At 46.2% G+C, this 20675-nt stretch carries 21 protein-coding genes and 1 tRNA gene; 12 read left to right on the plus strand and 10 right to left on the minus strand.

Annotated features, from left to right (window positions below):
• Positions 1-7: 7 nt before the first annotated feature.
• The 3 genes from GXP69_RS05390 to GXP69_RS05400 all read right to left on the minus strand — a co-directional run bounded on the left by GXP69_RS05390 (position 8) and on the right by GXP69_RS05400 (position 1571).
• Positions 8-721 carry a hypothetical protein gene (locus GXP69_RS05390; protein WP_163913227.1) on the minus strand — a complete coding sequence of 238 codons (714 nt, stop codon included), beginning with the start codon at positions 719-721 and terminating at the stop codon, positions 8-10.
• Positions 722-783: 62 nt separating this feature from the next.
• Positions 784-1065, minus strand: coding sequence for a GNAT family N-acetyltransferase (locus GXP69_RS05395; protein ID WP_163913229.1), 282 nt, complete (start codon positions 1063-1065; stop codon positions 784-786).
• A 53-nt stretch (positions 1066-1118) separates the two neighbouring features.
• The gene (locus tag GXP69_RS05400) at positions 1119-1571 is read right to left on the minus strand and encodes a GNAT family N-acetyltransferase (RefSeq protein WP_163913231.1); all 453 of its coding nucleotides are present in this window, start codon (positions 1569-1571) and stop codon (positions 1119-1121) included.
• A 214-nt stretch (positions 1572-1785) separates the two neighbouring features.
• Between GXP69_RS05400 and GXP69_RS05405 the strand changes: the two genes are divergently transcribed.
• The 3 genes from GXP69_RS05405 (at position 1786) to GXP69_RS05415 (ending at position 2747) form a co-directional block, all read left to right on the plus strand.
• On the plus strand, positions 1786-2004 hold the full coding sequence (locus GXP69_RS05405) for a hypothetical protein (RefSeq protein WP_163913233.1): 219 nt from the start codon (positions 1786-1788) through the stop codon (positions 2002-2004).
• Between the two features lie 89 nt (positions 2005-2093).
• Positions 2094-2261 carry a hypothetical protein gene (locus GXP69_RS05410; protein ID WP_163913235.1) on the plus strand — a complete coding sequence of 56 codons (168 nt, stop codon included), beginning with the start codon at positions 2094-2096 and terminating at the stop codon, positions 2259-2261.
• A 45-nt stretch (positions 2262-2306) separates the two neighbouring features.
• Positions 2307-2747, plus strand: a complete 441-nt coding sequence (locus GXP69_RS05415; RefSeq protein ID WP_163913237.1) for a hypothetical protein — start codon at positions 2307-2309, stop codon at positions 2745-2747.
• 75 nt (positions 2748-2822) lie between these two features.
• On the opposite strand, the gene GXP69_RS05420 is transcribed toward GXP69_RS05415, so the two are convergent.
• Positions 2823-5012, minus strand: a complete 2190-nt coding sequence (locus GXP69_RS05420; RefSeq protein ID WP_163913239.1) for a M3 family metallopeptidase — start codon at positions 5010-5012, stop codon at positions 2823-2825.
• Between the two features lie 223 nt (positions 5013-5235).
• On the opposite strand from GXP69_RS05420, the gene GXP69_RS05425 reads away from it, so the two are divergent.
• From GXP69_RS05425 to GXP69_RS05460, 8 genes are all read left to right on the plus strand, one after another.
• Positions 5236-6273, plus strand: coding sequence for a COX15/CtaA family protein (locus GXP69_RS05425; RefSeq protein WP_163913241.1), 1038 nt, complete (start codon positions 5236-5238; stop codon positions 6271-6273).
• Positions 6274-6522: 249 nt separating this feature from the next.
• A complete protein-coding gene (locus GXP69_RS05430) occupies positions 6523-6771 on the plus strand; it encodes a hypothetical protein (RefSeq protein ID WP_163913243.1) in 249 nt (82 codons plus the stop codon).
• Between the two features lie 182 nt (positions 6772-6953).
• Entirely contained in the window at positions 6954-10979 is a 4026-nt protein-coding gene (locus GXP69_RS05435; RefSeq protein ID WP_163913246.1) for a response regulator, read from the plus strand.
• Complete coding sequence (locus GXP69_RS05440; protein WP_163913248.1) at positions 10969-11799, plus strand: CheR family methyltransferase; 831 nt, start codon at positions 10969-10971, stop codon at positions 11797-11799. Before GXP69_RS05435 ends, GXP69_RS05440 begins: the two co-directional genes overlap by 11 nt.
• Positions 11799-12371: a chemotaxis protein CheB gene (locus GXP69_RS05445; RefSeq protein ID WP_163913249.1), complete on the plus strand. Its 573-nt coding sequence runs from the start codon at positions 11799-11801 to the stop codon at positions 12369-12371. The genes GXP69_RS05440 and GXP69_RS05445 overlap by 1 nt, the downstream gene beginning before the upstream one ends.
• Entirely contained in the window at positions 12361-13566 is a 1206-nt protein-coding gene (locus GXP69_RS05450) for a sensor histidine kinase (protein ID WP_163913251.1), read from the plus strand. Before GXP69_RS05445 ends, GXP69_RS05450 begins: the two co-directional genes overlap by 11 nt.
• 49 nt (positions 13567-13615) lie before the next feature.
• Positions 13616-13918 carry a hypothetical protein gene (locus GXP69_RS05455; protein ID WP_163913253.1) on the plus strand — a complete coding sequence of 101 codons (303 nt, stop codon included), beginning with the start codon at positions 13616-13618 and terminating at the stop codon, positions 13916-13918.
• 59 nt (positions 13919-13977) lie between these two features.
• Positions 13978-14424 (plus strand): hypothetical protein, encoded by a 447-nt coding sequence (locus GXP69_RS05460; protein ID WP_163913255.1) that lies wholly within the window; start codon positions 13978-13980, stop codon positions 14422-14424.
• A gap of 297 nt (positions 14425-14721) precedes the next feature.
• Here GXP69_RS05460 and GXP69_RS05465 read toward each other — a convergent pair whose 3' ends face one another.
• Entirely contained in the window at positions 14722-15666 is a 945-nt protein-coding gene (locus tag GXP69_RS05465; RefSeq protein WP_163913257.1) for a DUF808 domain-containing protein, read from the minus strand.
• A 387-nt stretch (positions 15667-16053) separates the two neighbouring features.
• On the opposite strand from GXP69_RS05465, the gene GXP69_RS05470 reads away from it, so the two are divergent.
• Positions 16054-16977: a lytic transglycosylase domain-containing protein gene (locus GXP69_RS05470; protein ID WP_163913259.1), complete on the plus strand. Its 924-nt coding sequence runs from the start codon at positions 16054-16056 to the stop codon at positions 16975-16977.
• 233 nt (positions 16978-17210) lie between these two features.
• On the opposite strand, the gene GXP69_RS05475 is transcribed toward GXP69_RS05470, so the two are convergent.
• The 5 genes from GXP69_RS05475 to GXP69_RS05495 form a co-directional block, all read right to left on the minus strand.
• Positions 17211-18536, minus strand: coding sequence for an ATP-dependent nuclease (locus GXP69_RS05475; protein WP_163913261.1), 1326 nt, complete (start codon positions 18534-18536; stop codon positions 17211-17213).
• Positions 18537-18680: 144 nt separating this feature from the next.
• Positions 18681-18764: transfer RNA gene (locus GXP69_RS05480), tRNA-Leu, on the minus strand.
• A gap of 11 nt (positions 18765-18775) precedes the next feature.
• The gene (gene hscB, locus GXP69_RS05485) at positions 18776-19309 is read right to left on the minus strand and encodes a Fe-S protein assembly co-chaperone HscB (protein WP_163913263.1); all 534 of its coding nucleotides are present in this window, start codon (positions 19307-19309) and stop codon (positions 18776-18778) included.
• 153 nt (positions 19310-19462) lie between these two features.
• Positions 19463-19753 carry a putative quinol monooxygenase gene (locus GXP69_RS05490; RefSeq protein WP_163913265.1) on the minus strand — a complete coding sequence of 97 codons (291 nt, stop codon included), beginning with the start codon at positions 19751-19753 and terminating at the stop codon, positions 19463-19465.
• A 138-nt stretch (positions 19754-19891) separates the two neighbouring features.
• Entirely contained in the window at positions 19892-20668 is a 777-nt protein-coding gene (locus tag GXP69_RS05495; protein WP_163913266.1) for an SAM hydrolase/SAM-dependent halogenase family protein, read from the minus strand.
• Positions 20669-20675 lie beyond the last annotated feature (7 nt).

Raw genomic sequence — 20675 nt, forward strand, 5'->3', positions numbered from 1 at the left:
CCATTTTTTAGAAGGAAAGCTGATGATGCAGGTTCTGTCCCGGAGTTAACCTTACTACCTCATTGGTAGTCGTTTCAACACCATTTTTCCGACGAACAGTGCGGATAATGACATCTTGGTTAGCGGCTACTAAAATGGCTGCTTCCGTGTTGCGGATATCCATGGAAACGGTCGGGATGCAATTGGGGGCCGGACCCGCTTCGCCATAATCAAATATTGCACTTACCAGCATAGCATCTCCTGTGCTCATGGCGCTGGTGTTTAGTGCTTGTAAGTAAAGAGATGCTCTGTGTGGCAGATTATAGTTTACAATAATGGTTGTATCGCGGGATAGTTTGTCGTAGGTCAGCAGGTGCTCGTAAAATCTGCAACCCAGGTATTTGCTCTGGTCTATCTGGGCATTAACAACAAAAACACCGTTGTTATAGTCTCTTACGAGTTCGTCCTCCCGCAACAGAAACCGCAGCTCGAAATTACCATTGGCATCGGTGGTGGTAATGGCTTTGCGGCGCAACAAACTCGAAAATATATCTCTGGTTACCCAATTTACTTCCAGTTTTACGCCTGCCAGCGGTGTGCTTCTGTCGTCGGTGGTAAGTTTGCCTTTAATTACGGTGCAGGAGCCCGGGCAGTGTTTGCTTATAAAATCATCGGTTTGGGTGTGGCAGCTGCTGAGCAAAAGCAGCAGGAGGGGAAGGAGCAGGAATAGCTTGTTTTTCATATTTATCCAGTGGGAAAGAACAACTCTGGTTAAATATAATAAATATCAGGAGATTGTAATACTTACTTTAACAGATCCTGATGCTGCGGGTTATTTTTGATATACTTAGCTACGGCTGGGCAGGAGGCAATTACAAGATAGCCGTTATCCCGGGCAAAGCACAGGCCATGTTCAATTAACTTCTGCGCAATGCCTTTACCGCGCGCCGATTCGGGTACGAAAGTGTGGGTAAAATCTATTTCCTGCTCGGTAGGGCGGGAGTAGGCCAGTTCGGCTTCTTCGTCGGCGCCTAACACAACTGTAAACTGCTGGTATTTTTCTTCGTGCTTTACCTGTATCTCCATCCGAAAAATAAACTATAGTTTATAGTTATAAAACAGGCAAACCAGAACAAAAGTTATGCGCCGGGCAGCAGCATTTTTATGTGGTCAATGCCATCTTCGTCGTATACATCGCTGCACCGTACAAATCCGAACTGTTCATAAAACTTTTCGGCGTATAGTTGAGCCCCGATCTTAATGGGCCCGCTTCCGAAAAGCCTGCGACACTCTGCTATCGAATAAGCTACCAGTTCTTTTCCTGCGCCCGTACCGCGTACTTTCATGCTGGTTACAATCCGGCCGATAGACATTTCAGGATAACTCAGGCCCGTTGGCACCAGACGGGAACAGGCAACTATAGTTTGCCCCTCGTAATACAACACATGGTGGCATTGCTGGTCTTTGTCATCCTGGTCCAGGAAAACACAGTTCTGCTCTACTACAAATACTTCGCTGCGTAGCCGCAGCATGTCGTAAAGTTCGGTGTTGGTAAGGTCATTAAAATGCTTGCAGATTCTGGTAAATGCCATCTATAGTTGCTCTTTCTTAAATCAGGTGTAAAGATAGGGCTTATGCACTAATTTATGCTTGCCAAATTGAAAGCGATGCTTCTACAGGCTGATCAATAAGGTCAGCAGTTCGTTTGGGTTTGTTTACTAAGTTCCATAGTTGCTATAGCATAACTATTTATAGTTTATGATAGCTTCATATAGAATTCTACATCAACTATAAGCATTTATAACTATGGAAAACAAACAGAAAAATGCAGTGGCAAAGCTGGTGCTTTTGTTGCTGCTTTGCTTGCCGGCCTTAGCTTTTGCCCAATCAGGAAACACGCTACAACGAAAAACAGCTGCCGAAGGCGATACCATTTGGGTAGTAGTTAACCACAAAAACCCGACAAGCGGGCACAGTTCGAGAAGTTTATTTACGAGACTTTCTGGCCAGGCTCCGGTAAGTTAACCTCCAATGCGCAGCGCGCCTTTACGCATACCCGCGTACTGAACCCGGCAGGCCCCGAAGAAGATGGCACTTATACTTACATTTTTCTGATGGACCCCGTATTAGAAGGAGAGGACTATGTGATTGAGAGCCTGTTGCGGAAAATGTACCCGCGTGCACAGGCCGATGCATATTACAAAACTTACCTAGAGTCGCTGGCAAGAGATGGAACGCACTATAAAATGCTGCAATCAAAATTCTGGGGTACGCCAAAATGAAATAAAATTGTACATTTACAAAGACTACTATTACACACATGTGGTATGGAACACCTATTCGATACGAAAGTGATGCCTGAACTTGTACTGGAAAACGAGTTTGTCAGCATTACTTTCTTTGAAGCCGAATCTCTTATCTTATTAAAATGGAAAAGACAGATTGATTTCGGGGAGAGAAAGGAAATATTTCTGTGGGCTTATCAGTTTTCGAAAGACAGAAAGGTGAAAAACTGGCTGATCGATGATGAGGAAATTTACATTATTACCACAGAGGAAAGAAGCTGGGTAGAAAACGAGTGGACAGAAATAGTAGCAGACTCCGGCATAGAAAAGATTGCAGTTTATGTGCCCGAAGAAGCCTATAGTGTGATCAACACAAATACGGACTTCACTAAAAATGCACAGCATAACTATAAGCAGCACGGCATAACAGAGCATGAAGTGTTTACAGATTATGGTGTTGCTCTAATGTGGCTCCGGTCGTGAGGAACATATAATTAAAAACAAAAAGCCCTGCAGCTATCACACTGCAGGGCTTTTTTATTCAGGTAACTATAGTTGTTACTTTTTAGAGCTACTGGTCGGTACCGGGAAACCGCGGTCACGCATCAGCGCGTCTATTTTGGCATCGCGGCCACGGAATTTGCGGTAAGCATCTGCTGGATCCATGGCGTTGCGCGGAGCAAACAGGTATTTCACCAGCTTATCAGCTACTTGCTTGTCGTAGAATCCGCCTGGTGCTTCTGCAAAAGCTTCGGCAGCATCCGAAGTCAGTACATCAGCCCACAGGTAACCGTAGTAACCGGTAGCATAACCCTCGCCAGAGAACACGTGCGTAAAGTGTGGTGTGCGGTGACGCATCACGATTTCCTTCGGCATGTTCAGTTTGGTCAGTGTCTCGCGCTCAAACTTGTCCGGGTCCAGGTTGGTCGGGTCGGCCAGGTGCAGGTGCATGTCCATTAGCGCAGATGCCAGGAACTCGGTCGTAGCAAAGCCCTGGTTAAACGTAGCAGCCTTTTCAATTTTGGCTACCAGTTCTTTCGGCATTGGTTCGCCGGTCTTGTAGTGCTTCAGGAATTGGTTGATCACACGGTCAGTCGACAACCAGCGCTCCAGCAACTGCGACTGGAATTCAGTATAGTCACGCACGCCGCTGTTTAGTGTCGGGTACTTCACGTTAGATGCCAGGAAGTGCAGCGCGTGGCCGAACTCATGGAAGAACGTCTCTGCATCATCCCATGATACCAGCACAGGCTCGCCTGGAGCAGGTTTTACAAAGTTGGAGTTGTTAGAAGAAAGAACAGTCTTCTTGCCATCAAAAGTGGTGTGGGCACGGTAAGTAGTAGCCCATGCGCCGGAGCGCTTACCCTGGCGTGCAAACGGATCAAGATACCACAGACCAATGTGTGCGCCTGTTGTCTTGTCTGTCACTTCCCAAACTTTCACATCCTCATGGAAAACCGGCACAGAACCTTCCGGAACCGGCGTGAACTTGAAGTTGAACAACTCACCGGCAGTATAGAAAATAGCCTGCGTCAGGTTGCCCAGCTCCAGGTACTGCTTTACCTCATCAGAGTTCAGGTCGTATTTGGCCTGGCGTACTTTCTCGGCATAGTAGCGGTAATCCCACGGCTCAATCGTTATTTTAGCTTTGCTTGTTTTGTTAGCAATTGCCTGCATGTCGGCTACTTCCTCTTTCGCTCTGGCAATAGCAGATGGCCAAACAGCCAGCATCAGGTCCATAGCAGCCTGAGGTGTTTTAGCCATGCGGTTTTGCAGGCGCCACTCGGCAAAGTTATCGTAACCCATCAACTGCACGCGCTCACGGCGCAGTTGCAGGATTTTGGTAATGTTGGTGTTGTTATCACTCGCATCGCCGTTGTCGCCTCTTGAGTAATAGTTTTTCCATACTTTCTCACGCAAGGCACGCTCGTCTGAGTAGGTCAGGAACTGGTCCATGCTGGAGCGGGTGTTGGTGATGGCATATTTGCCTTCCTGGCCGTTATCAGCAGCAGCTTTGGCAGCGGCTTTCACAAACGACTCTGGCAGGCCGCCCAACTGGTCTTTGGTAATGTAAACGATATACTTTTCTTCGTCGGCCAGTACGTTGTTCGAGAAGGCAGTATAAAGTGACGAAAGCTCTTTGTTGATCTCAGCGTAACGCTGCTTTTTCTCAGGGCTCAGGTCAGCGCCTTCCATAGCAAAGTTCTCGTACACGAGTTGCACCACGCGCTGCTGGTCTGCCGGAAGCGGGTTTTTCTGTGCGTTTTCGTATACGGTTTTAATGCGCTGGAAAAGCTTTTCGTTCTGCGAGATCTTCGAGTTAAATTCAGAGATCTTAGGCGCTAATTCAGCCTGAATTTTTCTGAACTCTGGAGTAGATACGTTGCTGCCCCAGATGCCATAATAAGTGAACACGCGGCCAAGTTCTTCGCCTGCTCTTTCCATTTCCTCGATGGTGTTTGCAAAGGTGGCAGGCTGCGGGTTATTGGCAATGGCTTCAATTTCGGCCAGGTTCATCGCCATTGCTTTTTCCATGGCAGGTTTCAGGTCGGCCAGGTTCATTTTATCGAAGGCTGGTACGCCGCCGTAAGGTCCGGTCCATTCTTTCAGGAGCGGGTTGGTTTCGGTCTGTGCCTGTTCCATGGTAGTCTGCTGCGATTGCTGTGTAGGTGCGGTGCTGCAACCGGCAAGCGCAAGCATGGCTGCTAACCCCGTCGCTTTCCCGGTTCTGGATATTTTGTTGATCATATTTAGTATGTTGTTGGTATGGCCATGCACAATAGGCACATGACTTAAAGCAGCACAAGATACAAAAAACGTGCTGAAATGCCGCAGTTATCAGCAATTGCCTTTGGTTTGCCTGTTGCTGCAAACTATAGTTTTACTGGTGCAGCAACTATAGGAACAATGATTTACATCATAGGTGCTAAACTATAGTTTCCGGAAATTGGGCTGTTTTTAACAAGAGCAAATGCAACAACATACATACAACAAAGCCATGGTGTGGTGGCTGGCAAGCGGTATAGTGCTGATACTGGCCATGGTGGTAGTAGGAGGCATAACCAGGCTGACAGGTTCGGGCTTGTCTATAGTTGAATGGAACCTGCTGTCGGGCACGTTGCCGCCACTTACCGAAGCAGCCTGGGCGGTTGCTTTTGAGAAGTACAAGCAGTTCCCGGAATACCAGAAACTTAACTATAGCATGACGCTAGAGGGGTTTAAGCAGATCTTTTGGTGGGAGTACCTTCACCGGCTACTGGGTCGGGTAATAGGCGTTGTGTTCATCGTTCCGTTCCTGTATTTCTGGGCAAGTAAGCAGCTAACAGGCAGGTTACTGAAAAGGTTACTGTTTATCCTTCTACTGGGCATGACACAGGGCCTGATGGGCTGGGTGATGGTAAAGAGTGGCCTGGTAGATAACCCGCATGTGAGTCACTACCGCCTGGCAGCGCACCTGTTACTGGCTGTTGCGCTCATCAGTACAATCCTCTGGACTATAGCTGACCTTGTTACCGTGCAGACTTCTGAGAGCAACTATAGCAGCGGCCTGAAACGCTTATCTGTGCTGGTTGTGTCCGTGCTTTTGGTGCAACTTGTACTGGGTGCTTTTGTAGCTGGCCTGAAAGCAGGCTTTTCCTATAATACCTATCCGCTGATGAACGGTGAATTGCTGCCTTTTTTTCTCCGCGACCATCTCACATGGGCCAATTTCCTGGAAAACGGTGTGTTTGTGCAGTTTCTGCATCGCTGGTTTGCTATGGTAGTAGTTGTGGTAGTATTGGCAATCTGGTTCAAAGTGCGCAGGGTTCAGCTCTCATCAGCTACCAAAACTATAGCTATATTGTTGGTTTTTATAACGTTTCTGCAGGTAGGGTCAGGTATAGTTACATTGCTGTTTGCTGTGCCGGTTAGCCTTGGCGTGCTGCACCAGGTAATGGCTATAGTACTTTTTGGGCTGGGAATACTGCTACTGCACCAGTTACAGAGTCGCAGCACCAGGTTTGTATAATAAGAAGATAACTGCTAATGCCGGAAATGCTGCTTGGTGCCAGCACTATAGTTGTCAGGTATTGCCACAGTAATGCCTTTAAGTGGTAAATATTAACACAGGGTGTTTAGTGGTATACCTGGGAAAAGAGAACTATAGTTTAAGGGCAGAACACAACTATAGAATAGGTAGCTTGTATTATACCGGGAAGGGTTAAAAACGCATATACTTATAGCAGTTGTTTTATGTTCCCTCTCGTATAGTAGGTATATGGACCTAACCCTGTTCAATACATATTCTATTGCAGCACGATTCGAAATAGTCTGGGAGTTGGGGACTTTTGTAGCTTACCATGGGCGCAGAGGTTACCGCATCGAACTCTACGACTTAGGCAACTTTCAGGCTGAGTTGTGGTATAACCCCGAAACCAATGTGCTGGCACTGGCACGCGGGTACATAAGTAAAAAAGCCCTGGATCCCTATCTCGACCAGATCAACCTACACGAACTTTTTAATTAAACTGCTGCATGCAAAGGCTGTTCTTTTATACCGCGCCCCACAGCGGCACCTGTCTTGTTTTATAGGATAACTTAACTACAGAACATTAAACTAAAGCGATACTTGTGCAGCATACATGCCTGTAATTTGCATAGCTTTTTATAATTTGCAGATTAAACAAATTTGCTGCCCTCTATCAAACTATGCTGAACTTAATAAACAACCTTAAAATACGCGACAAGCTCCTTTTACTGCTTTCGCTGCTACTGATACCCTTACTTTATTTTGCGGTAACTACCGTGCAGGATGAACTGGAAGCCAACGAAGCGTTACAGCTTGAAGTGGTGCAGCTCGAAGAATCACGTCTGATTTCGGAGCTGCTGCACATGCTGCAGAAAGAGCGTGCACGAATTCTGATGGCTGCCTCTGGTGACACTGCCGTACTGGCCGAAACCCGCGCTTTACGCTCCGGCACCGATAAGGCCGAACGCGACCTGAAAGAGTTCCTGAACGCCAACAACAGGCAGTTCATGGAATTGAGCCAGTTAGATACCTTTAAAGACTATCGCTACGATGTAGATAACCAGGAGCTGGATGTTGCTGAATTTCGCAAAGTTTCCACCAGAATCATCTTTCTCTTCCTGGACCGTCTGGATGAAAACGCTATAGGTACCAGCAATATTAATATAAACCGCCAGCTACAGAGCCTGCGCTCGCTTGCTGAGGCTAAAATTCAATTAGGCCGGATGCGAAGCCTTCTGATGAAAGTGTTTCAGGACGACGAAATATCGCAGGCAGATTACGGGCAGTTTATCTCACAATTGGATTCCTACGGCAGAGCACTTGATAACTTTAGCCGTGTGGCAGATTCGGAGGTTATAAATGCACTGCGGGACATACATGCATCCGATAACTATAAAAAAGTGTCGGCTACCCTGAATGCTGTTAACGCAGATACGAAGGGCAGCATCAGCCGATTTAACGATTCGGAGACCTTTTACCTGTTCACCCAGAGCATAGAAGATTACCGCAAAGCCGAACAGGAACTGCTTGGGCGCATACGTTCACAAGTGCTGGCTGAGATTGATGCTAAGCAGCAGAACATGATGTTCATGATCGTAGCTATAGTTGGCATCCTAGTGCTTGCCTTCATGCTTTCGGTTTATATCATCAACGTTATTTCTTCGTCGCTGGCAACACTTAAAGTAGCTGCCGACCGCATTAAACTGGGTGCCTCAGATGTAGCAGTGGATCTATACAGTAACGATGAGATCGGAAGTGTGGCCTCGTCTTTCAGGGGCGTAATAAACCGTACTGTGGTCTTGTCGGAGGTGGCACAGGCTATTGGAGAAGGACGCTATGATGTGGAAGTGCCGGTACAAAGCGAAGCCGATACATTAAGCTACGCCATCCGCGACATGAAAGAGAACCTGCGCACCTTTACTGCTGAAAATGCGAACCGTAACTGGGTGTTGACGGGAGTATCGGAACTGAACAGCTTACTGAGCGGAGCAACAACACTGGAGCAGGTGGCTGAAAAAGCAGTTAGTTTCCTCAGCAACTATACATCAGCTGATACGGGCATCCTTTACCTGCATGACAACAGCGGCAAGCTGACGCCGGCTGCCAGCTATGGCGTATCTGTGGGATTAGAAGAGCTTCCGGTTTTCGGAGTTGGAACCGGTAAGGTAGGGCAGGCCATAAAAGACCGGCAGCTGCTTGTGCTGGAAAATATTTCAGATGATTATCTCAACATCAAATCCGGATTAACAGAAGTTACCCCTGCAACAGTAGTAATTATTCCGCTATACTTTGAGCACGATATGATCGGTGCCCTGGAGTTGGGTTCGCGCCATCCGCATACGCCATTGCAGCAGCGCCTGCTGGAAACTGTTGGTGAGCGTTTATCAGTTGTGATCCATACCCTGAAAGCGCATATTCAGACGCAGGAATTACTATACGAAACACAGAACCAGGCCGAGGAACTGGAGGCACAACAGGAAGAGCTACGCCAGCTGAATGCCGAACTGAAAGCTTCGGAAGAAGAGCTGCGTGTGAACCAGGAAGAGCTGCAGGAGAAAAATTCGGAGCTGGAAGAAAAAGCCCAGTTGCTGGAAGAGCAATACGAAGCGCTTGGTTCCAAAAACAAGGCCTTGGAAGATGCCCGCGAAGCCATCGAGTTAAAGATGCAGCAGGTAGAACAGGTTAGCAAATACAAGAGCGACTTCCTGGCCAACATGAGCCACGAGTTGCGCACACCGCTCAACAGTATTCTGATACTCTCCAGGCTGCTGGCCGATAACGTAGAGAATACGCTGTCCACCAAACAGATCGACCACGCCCAGATCATCCACAGATCCGGTAACGACCTGTTGCGCCTGATAAACGAGATACTGGACCTGAGCAAAATTGAGTCTGGTATGGTGAAGCTGGAAACGGAAGAAATAAAGCTCACCTCTATCAAAATGGAGCCTTTCTTTAAAGAGGTAGCTGCTAAGAAGAAGATTCGCTACACTGAGCTGGTAGAGAAGGGATCTTTTGAAACGATGGAAACGGACCGCTTCCGTCTGGAGCAGATCCTGAAGAACTTTATCGGGAATGCCATTAAGTTTACTGATGAGGGTGGCGAAGTAGAGCTGAAAGTTTACCAGGTGAAAGAACGTCCAAACTTCAGGTCAGAGCTGTTGCGTGAGCAGCAGGATGTAGTTGCGTTTGCAGTCCGTGATACTGGTATTGGTATTCCGGCTGATAAACTGGAAGTGGTATTCGAAGCGTTCCAGCAGGCCGATACATCTACCACGCGCAAATACGGCGGCACAGGGCTTGGCCTAACTATAAGTAAAGAACTGGCAACGCTGCTAGGCGGCGAAGTAAGAGTGGAAAGCGAGCCGGGTAAAGGCAGCACCTTCACACTATACCTTCCGCGTGTACCGCAAACCATGAGCACACCTAAAAAAGAGCCGGTAAAAGCCACCAACGGTGCCACTTACAACCGCTCTATGTCGGTAAGCAAGGTGCTGGACGATATGAAGACCAAAGCTGAGAGCCAGCTGCAGGACATATCGCTGCTGATTGTGGAAGACGATAAAGGATTCAGCGATATTCTGGCCGACTTTGCCAGATCTAGGAACTTTAAGGTGCACCAGGCCTATACGGGTACCGAAGGGTTGAACCAGGCCCGCCAGCAAAAACCGGATGCCATGCTGCTCGATATTCAGCTACCGGATATGTCGGGGTGGGATGTGCTGAAGCAGATACGGCAAGATAAGGCGCTGCGCCAGACCAATGTGCACGTAATGTCGGCTTATGACAAAGAGGTGATAGGCGAACACGAAGGGCACGAAGAGTATTTGCCTAAACCGGTTACACTTGAGATGCTGAACAAAGCATTCAGCACTATTTCAAACACATCAGGCAACTCTATCGAAAACATCCTGATTGTAGAGGATAATGAGGTAGAGAACAAGGCTGTGGCCGAACTACTGCTGGCGCATGGACTGAAATCGACCTCAGCGTTTACCGCTGAAGAAGCGGAGCAGGTACTGGCAAAACAGAGTGTTGACTGCATTATTCTGGACCTGAACCTACCGGGCATGAAAGGCTACGACTGGATGAAGAAAGTAAAATCCAATCCGGGCCTGTCTGATATTCCGATCATCATTTACTCGGGCAAAGACCTGAGCGAAGAAGAAGAGAACGCCCTGAAAGAGTTTGCCAACACGATCATTATCAAAAACGAATACTCTTATCTGCGCCTGCTGGATGAGGTACAGCTGTTCCTGCACAAGGTAAACCAGAAGCTGCCTTCCGGGCCGGGCTTTAAAATGAAGCTGCATGTGCCGGAAGAAGTGCTGCGTGGTAAGAAAGTGCTGGTTGTGGATGATGATGTGCGCAATATATACTCGCTGAGCAGCCTGCTGGAAATGCATGGCATGGAAGTGCAGGTCGCTTATGATGGCGTGGAAGCGCTGCAGAAGCTACAGCAGGAAGAGGAAGTGGATATGGTGCTGATGGATGTGATGATGCCGGAGATGGATGGCATTGAAGCCACAAAACGAATTCGGGCTATTTCTCGTTTTAAGCAGCTTCCGATAATAGCGCTTACCGCAAAAGCTATGAAAGAAGACAAAGAGAAATGCCTGGCAGCAGGGGCATCAGATTATATTCCGAAACCGGTTGATACCGATAAGTTACTGACCTTAATGCGGGTTTGGTTATATGAAGCTTAGCAGCGATGTCCTGTTTGAGCAGGACGTAGAGGTGTTGATTAAAGAAATAAAGGAGCAATACGGGTACGATTTCAGCGGGTATGCGCGTGCATCGGTGTACAGGCGCATTAAACGCTTTATGGGGCAGAAAAACCTGCAGACCCTGGACGAACTGCGGGAGCCATTGTTTTCTGACAGCTTCTTTTTCGAAAATTTTCTGCAGGAAGTCACCGTAAACGTGACCGAAATGTTCCGTGATCCGTCGTTCTTCCTGTCGTTGCGCCAGAATGTGCTGCCTATTTTGTCAACTTACCCATACATCAAGATCTGGGATGCAGGTTGTTCTACCGGCGAGGAGCTGTTTTCGCTGGCCATATTGCTGCACGAGGAAGGTTTGCTGAACCGGACCAAAATTTATGCGACAGATATAAACCAGAAAGTGCTGAAGCAGGCAAGAGAAGGGATATTTCCGGCAAAAAACATACCGGCTTCTACCAAAGCGTATTATGCAGCAGGCGGAAAAAGGGAGTTTTCGAGCTACTATACCAGCAACTATGGCAGTGTGAAATTTAATTCGGAGCTGGTACAGAATGTGGTTTTCTATCCGCATAATCTGGCTACCGATTCCTCCTTTAATGAGTTTCACCTGATCCTGTGCCGTAACGTGCTCATTTACTTCAGCAGAAACCTGCAAGAGCGAGTGCTTACGCTGTTCGACGAGAGCCTGGTGAGCCTGGGTTACCTGGGGTTGGGTAAAAAGGAAACGCTGGTGATGTCTGGTATCAGTGCCAACTATAACCCTGTGGACAAGGTTAACAGAATTTACCGGAAACTGAACTAATGCACGTGCAGCCTAAAATAGTGGTAATTGGTGGCTCATGGGGAGGCGTAAAGGCATCGTTGCAGCTGTTGGAAGATCTGCCTGCCAACTATAGCCTGCCGGTTGTGCTGGTGCTGCACCGGTTGCGCAACCAGGAAGGCCAGCTACAAGAGCTGTTTGATTTAAAGCTGCGGCTAAAGGCGGTAGAAATTGAAGATAAAGATATACTGCAGAGTGGGTATTTGTACCTGGCGCCGCCCAACTACCACGTATTGCTTGAAAACGACCAGAGCTTTGCCCTGGACGACTCTGAACTGGAAAATTACTCGCGTCCGGCCATTGATGTTACCTTTAAAAGTGCCGCCGATGTGTATGGCGATCAGGTAATTGGTATTGTGCTAAGTGGGGCAAGCGAGGATGGAAGTTCAGGATTAAATTATATCTTTGGCAAAGGTGGCACTGTTATAGTGCAGGAACCCCGTGAAGCAGAAATAGAAACTATGCCGCTGGCCGCAATTAAGGCAACGCCTGGTTGTCGTGTTATGCGCTTAACCGAGATTAAAGCTTTTTTACAATCACTACATGTTAACTGAACACCATTTGATTCCCCCGGCTATCTCTACAGAAAAGCAACAGGTTAAAATCATGCTTGTTGATGACAAGGCAGAAAACCTGGTGAGCCTGGAAAGTATGCTCTCTAACGGAGGTGATGATACGATCAGTTATCTGTTTGCCACATCCGGGGAGGAAGCGCTTAAAATAGCGCTGCAGGAAGAACTGGCCCTGATTATGCTGGATGTTCAGATGCCTGGCATGAATGGTTATGAAGTTGCCCGCTACCTGCGCGATATCTCCAAGACCCGCCATATCCCGATCATTTTCGTGACTGCCATAAACGAGCAGGAAGTGCATGTGATAGAAGGATTTGAGGCTGGTGCCGTTGATTTTCTGTTCAAGCCGCTGCACCCTTATATAACAAGGGCTAAAGTGGCCAACTTTGTAAGCTTTTTTCTGCAGAAGAAAGAGCTGGAGCGTGCCAATAAAATAACGCAGGAGATAAACCAGCAATTGGAGGAGCGGGTAAAGGAGCGCACCAAAGAGCTGACCAAAGCAAATAAGGATCTCGACAATTTTGTATACACCGCCTCGCACGACCTGAAGGCGCCAATCAATAATATTGAAGGGCTGATTAAGGTGCTTTATGAAACCCTGCACGAAAAAGGCGTGGAGCTGGACGGTGTTGACCACATCATACAGATGATAAGCGGTTCTATAAACCGCTTCAAAAACACGCTGCTGGACCTGACCGAGATTGCCAAAGTAAATTACGAAGACAGCGCAGCGCTGGAGTATGTTACGTTTCAGGATATAATGGATGATGTAAAGCTGAGTGTGAAAGACCTCATCCTGAAAAACGACGCAACTATAGTAGAAGACTATATTGAGGCACCTGGCATACATTTTTCCCGTAAAAACCTGCGCAGTGTGTTGTATAACCTGTTGTCTAATTCCCTGAAATATAGTTCGCCTGACCGTAAGCCTGAGATAAAAATTACCACTGCTGTAGCGGGAGAATACACCTTGCTTACAGTGCAGGACAATGGCCTGGGCGTACGAAAAGCAGATCAGGAAAAGGTGTTTGATATGTTCAGAAGGCTGCATGGTCACGTGGAAGGTACGGGCGTAGGCCTGGCGATAGTAAAGCGTATTGTGGAGAATTGCGAGGGCCGCATTGAAATAGACAGCGACGTGGACTGTGGTTGCACCTTTAAAATCTACCTGAAATAAGACCTGCCTATAGTTTAGCGTAGCAGCTTTTTGCTCCGGGCCCTGTTTTATGAATGCTGTAACCTTAAGGCATAATTACCGGCTTTATGCGTTTGCCGGTTACCAGAGCATGCGCGATGCCATCCCTTATCTGCAGCGTGTGGTACTTGCAAAAGCCCTGGCCGATGTGGCAGAAAAGGAAGTAAGACCTTACCTGCAGCAGGTTCCTGGCTTCGGCTATAAAAATTACCTCGATCCGCTGAGCGCCCATCAGCAATATTTTGGAGCGGGTCGTTCGTTTATATCGGCGCTGCAGCTGCTTTACAAACAAAATGGCTATAGTGCCCGCTATGTGGTTATAACCCGTGGCTGATGCTGAAACTATAGTTCCGCTTACCGGTTTATTTACCAAACTATACTTTTACCCCAACCATGGAAGAACGCCACATCCGAGATAAAAAAGCGATACAGCAACTATACAATGATATACTTCCGCAGCTGGCTCAGGTGGTTCACCAGAACCTGCAGCCGGTTTTAGCGCTCTTCGAGAACTTTACGCTGGAACGCCTGCTCGATACCCGCACCAAAGACCCTGCTGACCCGGAAAAGGAAGTGAGCGTGGAGCAAGGCAATGTACAATTGCTGGAGCTGAAACTGAAGCTGGAAGGTTTTAACAAACCCGGCACCGAACCGTTTGACCTGACCAAGGACCTGCTATTTAAACTACATTATAACTACTATAGCGTAGGCCCCGATAAAAACACCGACTGGCTCGAAAAAGATTACCTGCAACGCTGGCAAAATGACGAGCTGCAAACTATAGCCGGCCAGTTTTGTGATGCCGTAATAGATACCCTGACCGAGAAGCTGAACAAGTAAAGCCTACAACTATAGTACTATAGTTTAAATGCGGAGAAAACTATAGTTTACGCTGGTGAGAGCTTGCAGCTCGTACTACCATCGCTCTAAAAGTAGTTCTTCTGTACTTTTTTTCTTAGCTAATGTAGCTGCCTGGAAGAATATTGGTACGAGCTGCAAGCTCGCGCCAGCTGAGAGTAAATACTACACAAAGCAGCAGTAGCTATAGCTTGTAACTTCAATTATAGTTCGGGAATAAAAACAAAAAGGTCACTCCTGGTGCAGGGGCGACCTTTTATAGTTTTGGAAAAGTATAGTTTAATGCACAGCTTTTTTTGCTGGCTTCTTAAATAAACCGCTTACCAACCCTACCACCTTCGCAATTATAAAACCTAATACCACACCGCCTAAGGCAAGAATAATCACCTTAACCAGCCAGGCAAGCGCCGGAACACCCGAAAGGGCATGCTCTAAGCTTTCCAACGGGTGATGCAGAAACGGAAGGCCGTGCGCAATAATCTCAGCACCAACCCACAGCATGGCAGCTGTACCCACATAGCCCAGTATAGTTAAGAATTTAGGCATCGACCGTACAATGCTGCGCCCGATTTTGCGGGTAGTAGGGTGGAATTTCTCCTGGGCCATGTGCATGCCAATGTCGTCGGCTTTTACAATGAGGCCCACAAAACCATACACGGCTATCGTTATGAAAACAGCTACCGTTAAAAGCACCACGATCTGAGTAACCAATGGGCTTCCGGCTACAGTGGCGTAGGCAATCGCCATAATCTCAGCGGAAAGGATAAAGTCTGTGCGTACAGCACTGCCCACGCGCTCTTTCTCCAGTTCCTCCGGTGTAATCACTTCCATTTCTTCAGTAGGCTCATCGTGCGGCTCGTGTTTGCTTTTACTGAACATGGAGTGTACTTTCTCATAACCTTCGAAGCACAGAAAAGCACCGCCCACCATCAGCACATAAGGGATTACAGCTGGCGCAAAATAGCCAAGCAGCAACGCAGCCGGACCTAAAAAAATGGCCTTATTTACAAGCGACTTTTTAGCGATCTGGAAAATGATGGAGAGCTCACGCTTCGGATCCAGCCCCACCACATATTTTGGTGTTACAGCCGTGTCATCAATCACGATACCGGAAACTTTGCTGGTTGTTTTTGCCACCTGCGTCGGAACATCATCCAGGCTGGCCGCACTTACCTTCACCAGCGCCGACACATCATCCAAAAGAGCGAGTAAACCTGTCGCCATAAGTTGTTTATTAGGGTTTAGTTATAGTTTCTACTGCCGGCCATTTTCAGGCCAACTATAGTTCGTGTGTTTTTGCGATCCTAAATATAAGTTTAAGATGTTGAATCGCAATTAAAGGTTTTATAGTACGTGAGAAAAGATTAGAGTGGTAAGTTTATGCTGATGTAAATAATTACTGAGTTTCAAAATTGCCACTACTTTTTTAGTGTCAGGATGGTTTAGGTAGCTATTAAACCGCAGAAGGGAAATCAATGCGATTCGGATGCAACTTGCTCTTTGAAAGTACTGTTTAGCTTATCCCGACGTTGTCTCTTTGACTGGTCTGTAATTTTTACTAATTTAAGAAGAGCGTTTTAACGGGTATTCTGAAGAGAGAAGGAGGAAGCTATGACACAAAAGAACTGGAAATACATTGCCATTACACTGCTTATAGTGGTTGGACTGCAACTATTTAGTCAGCAACAGCTAATTACAGCAGGTAGCATTAAGCTTGCTTCAGCAGAAGAAAATAACACAACTGTTATCAGGTCTCCGGTTGTGCCTGCTACGCTCAGTTTTGCCGGCGAACCGGTGCCACTGCATGTGCCTGATGTAGCAGAGCGCCTGGACCGTGAGCTTCTGGTGAACTCTTACCTGCACGCCACTACCTTACTCGGCCTGAAACGCATGCAGCGCTACGAGCCTGAGATTAAAGCACTCCTGAAAGAAAACGACATCCCCGAAGACTTTATTTACCTGGCGCTTGCCGAGAGCCTGTTCGGGCAGGTTACTTCACCGGCTGGGGCAGCGGGTTTCTGGCAACTGATGCCTGATACAGCCCGCGGCTATGGCCTTATAGTTAACAGCGAAGTAGACGAGCGTTTCCATGTGCGTAAAGCCACGCTGGCAGCCGTAAAATACCTGAAAAGCGCCAAGAACCGCTTCGGCTCCTGGACCAACGCTGCGGCCTCTTATAACCGAGGTATGGGCGGCCTGGACCGCGCCCTTAAGCAGCAGCAAGTAGATAACTACTATGACCTTTACCTAAACGACGAGACCTCACGCTACATGTTCCGGATTCTGGCCTTGAAAGAGGTGTTGGGCAACCCGCAGAAGTATCGGTTTGAGTTACCGGCAGGAGAGGGCTACCAGCCACTGCCAACCCGCACGGTTAAAGTTACAAACACTATAACAGACCTACCTGCTTACGCACTGCAGCAAGGCACCAACTATAAAACCCTGCGCCTCTACAACCCCTGGATTAAAGACTATAGCCTGACTGTAGTACAAGGTAAGGAGTTTGAATTGGAGTTACCTGCGAAGGCGAATTAGGGAGAATTGTTAGGATGGGTTTATAGTTGTATAAACTGAAATTGCCAGAGTGGTGAATTTTCTTCTGATGAACTATCAGATAAAGAACAGATACATTGGAAAGAGACAGGGATGTTAGAATTAATTGAATACTTTCTATACAGTCCTAATTGTGATGAATGGTCTGCAATGTTCAAAATGAATAAACTCTAAGTAGTAAATGCCCAGATTATTTCTGGGCATTTACTACTTACTTAATTGAAAGAAGCTTCAAGCTTAATCAAAAATTGTTCAAGCTCCTGTGGTAGGATTTCTTGACCTGAATAAAATTTGGTTACTTCATCAGCCAATTCATTCTTAGTCTTTGTTATGCCATTAATGGTGATTCTGTCCCCAGTTAAATCTAAATTTTCTACACTAGCAGGTTGGCAGCCAAATATTTTGCAAAGTGTCTGAACTGGATATACATATTCGATTCCATTTCTACTCCATTGAATAATATTCTCCTCAAGGATACCTTGCTTTATTAACTCAGCTTTAAGTCCGGGGTTAACAACTTTATCTAAAACTACAAACACCCTTGTTTTGTAGGGGCTTTTTTCTAGATCTCCGATCACTTCTTTAAGTGAGTGTACCTTCTTCTTAGGATCTCCATTACTTCCAATAATTGTAATCTTATTATCAGGAAATTTTAAGCTAATTACTCTCTCTAAGTAGTTATAATCTGTCTTTCCTTCTACTATAACGAAGGCCGATGGAAAGAACATCGATTCTAATGTGTTACCCAGTAGGTTGTATTGTAGTTTATGGAAGTCATTTACTGTCTTTATTTGTTGGCACGAAACATTATTGCCATTTTTTGAGACAATAAAATTTGAAGTGAAATCCTTCCTGTTTAAAAATATATGTGAATGGGTTGCAATGTAAATAGCCTGAAGATGTGGAAAGTATTCATTTCTTCGGGTATCGTTCTGAAAAAAATCTGATACTGCAGACTGTACACGAGGACTCAATCCTAATTCTGGTTCATCAATTATTATGTGTGTAAAAGACTCATCAAAGCAAATTCCAAGAAGAGTCATTAACAAGCGTGTTCCTGTGCTCGAAACATTTAGGTTATATCCATCCATGTCAACATAGGATTGGCTGAAATCATTATTTGGATCAACCTTTTTGATTGTAAAAGTATTTCCAATTAACTCAGAGCATAATTCAAGGAGGAGCTTTCTTTTGTTATTACTAAGTGTCGTAATTGTGGTGTTTAAGTCAATAAAATTTTGCTCATGGTTCTGCTCCTGATTTAAATAAGTTTGATGAAACTGCTGATCATAATTTGTTAGTCTATTAGGATCTTTAGGAACGCTCGATAGATGATATACATGGTAGAATCTAACTGGGCTTAAATAATAACAAGTAGGCCCTAATTGTAGCTTAAGAAATTTTAATAGCAAAGATTTTCCAGAATTATTTGAGCCGGAGAAAACATAAAGATTTGGCCTTCTTGTATTTTGAACAATCTCGGATAGGTCAGGATTAAAATTGATTTCCTGCGGTGTATCTGTTGTAAATGGAGGGACCATTTAAATATAAGTTTGTATAGTTACTAATATCTTTAGACTACAATAATACAAATATAAAAAGGTTTAATTGGTATTAATTCCGTCCCCTGAAAACAAAAAAGCCTTGCAAATCAATGATTTACAAGGCTTTCCATGTGTTAAAAGTACCCAGAGCCGGGGTCGAACCGGCACAACCGTGAAGTTATTGGTGTTTGAGACCAACGCGTCTACCAATTCCGCCATCTGGGCATGTTTCTCTATCAGGAACGGGTTGCAAACTTAGATAAAGTTTCCTGAATACGCAACAAGTATTTTTTCTTCAGGTAGTAGGTTTTTACTTCGGCCAGGGCCTCTTCTTTTGTAATGCCGTGTAGCTCAGGGTAGCGCTGCAAAACCGGCAGAATATCGTTATCGAGCTGGGCAGTCAGGCCAATGGTTTTTTCACTGATCTCGTGAAACTTGTCGGCATCAAAATCGAACTCCAGTTCCATCAGCTCCTCGTTTATCTCCATCATCTCCATCAGGAAATCGCCGGGTAGTTCGTTTTTACCGCCTTCCTCAAGCAAGCCATGCTGCTTTAAAATGTACTGCATGCGCAGGTCCGCATCCGAAAGTGTGCGGTAGGCATTGGTATTCTGTGTGCTCAGCTGTAAAATTTCCTGCTGCTTCTCCTCCGGCTCGTTCGCATGAAAATCAGGGTGATACTCGCGGCTGAGTTTATAGTAGGTATTCTTCAGCACTTTTTCGTCGAGCAGAAAACTCTCGGAGATATTATAAAATTGGAAGTAATCCATAGTTTCAGTGTTCAGTTATCAGTAACCATTAAACAGGTAGCAGTTACCACTACAAAAGTACAGTAAAAGCTACAGTATTGTTTACAACTATAGTTGATTACTGATCATAGATAATTGGATACAGATAACTTTTAATTGCTAACTGTTTACTGTTCAGATGTTAACTGAGACGTTTGACCAGGCTTGTGGTTTATCGGCAAACAGCGCTTTGGTCGCTTTCCATACCTGCCCAAAAAGCTCGGAGTCGCGGTAGTTGTTCAGGTGTTCTTCGGAGTCCCACAAACTATAAGTACTGTACACGTTCGGGTGGTTCAGGTCCTGGAGCAGCTCTACGTGGTTGCAGCCTTCAAAAGCACGGATCTTATCTTTCGAGTTGCGAAATATTTCCAGAAAATCCTCCGTTCTATCCGCCTGAAACGTCATCCGGACAATGCGAATTAGCATAAATTAATTGTTAGATTGTTGCTTGTTAAATTGTTGTTAATCTTTGATGAAAGTTAACAGCTTAGTGGCAAAATTAAGAATTACTGCAAGCCCCGCCAATTTTAGAAATCAGCAATCTAACAATTTAACAAGCAACAATTAATTTCCCGGATAAAAGCGCACGTCTACCTGCGAGTCGAAGCCAAGGCCCAGGAGTTCGGCAGCGTGGCCTTTGTTAATGCCAATGCAAAGCTGGTCCTGAGAATTGAAAATGCAGCAGCAGTCGCCGTCGTCTACCTGCGCATAGTTTGGGTTGATGCGGCCTATAGTTTCGCGGCCAAAATGTATCGTAAAGGTTCTGCCATGGGCAATGGTATCTACGCTGTCGCGGGTTATATTTGTGATCAGGTTGCCGTAACGGTCCACGTGTATTACATGACCTGTTATGGAGTGGTCGTTCAGGCGCAGCTGACGGTTCAGCAACTGGCGTATCTCATAGGTCCGGTCGCCCAGCACTTCTATGTCGCCGCCGTTGGCCAGGTACACCGCAGCAGGGGCCAGTACATCTTTTACCGGAAACGGTAAGCAGGTATTTTCCACATTCAGCGCTACCACCAGTTCCGGCTGCCCGTCGGTAAGTAACGATAGCAGCCCGTTATCAGGGAGCAGGAAATAATGACCTTTGTGCCTTGCCGCATGAAAACGACCGCTTCTGTTTCCATGTGTATCCACACCAATCAGGTGCACGGTGCCCAGCGGAAAGTCCTGGTATACTGCTCCCAATACGTATGCAGCGTGCGCAATATTAAAAGGATCTATGGCATGAGAAATGTCAACAATCTTACAGTCAGGATCTTGTGCAAGCAGTTTTGCTTTTACTGCAGCCACATAATGATCAGTATATCCAAAATCAGATATAAACGTAATTACAGCCATCTTTAGA

Source organism: Pontibacter burrus, assembly GCF_010686685.1.
Classification (GTDB): Bacteria; Bacteroidota; Bacteroidia; order Cytophagales; family Hymenobacteraceae; genus Pontibacter; species Pontibacter burrus.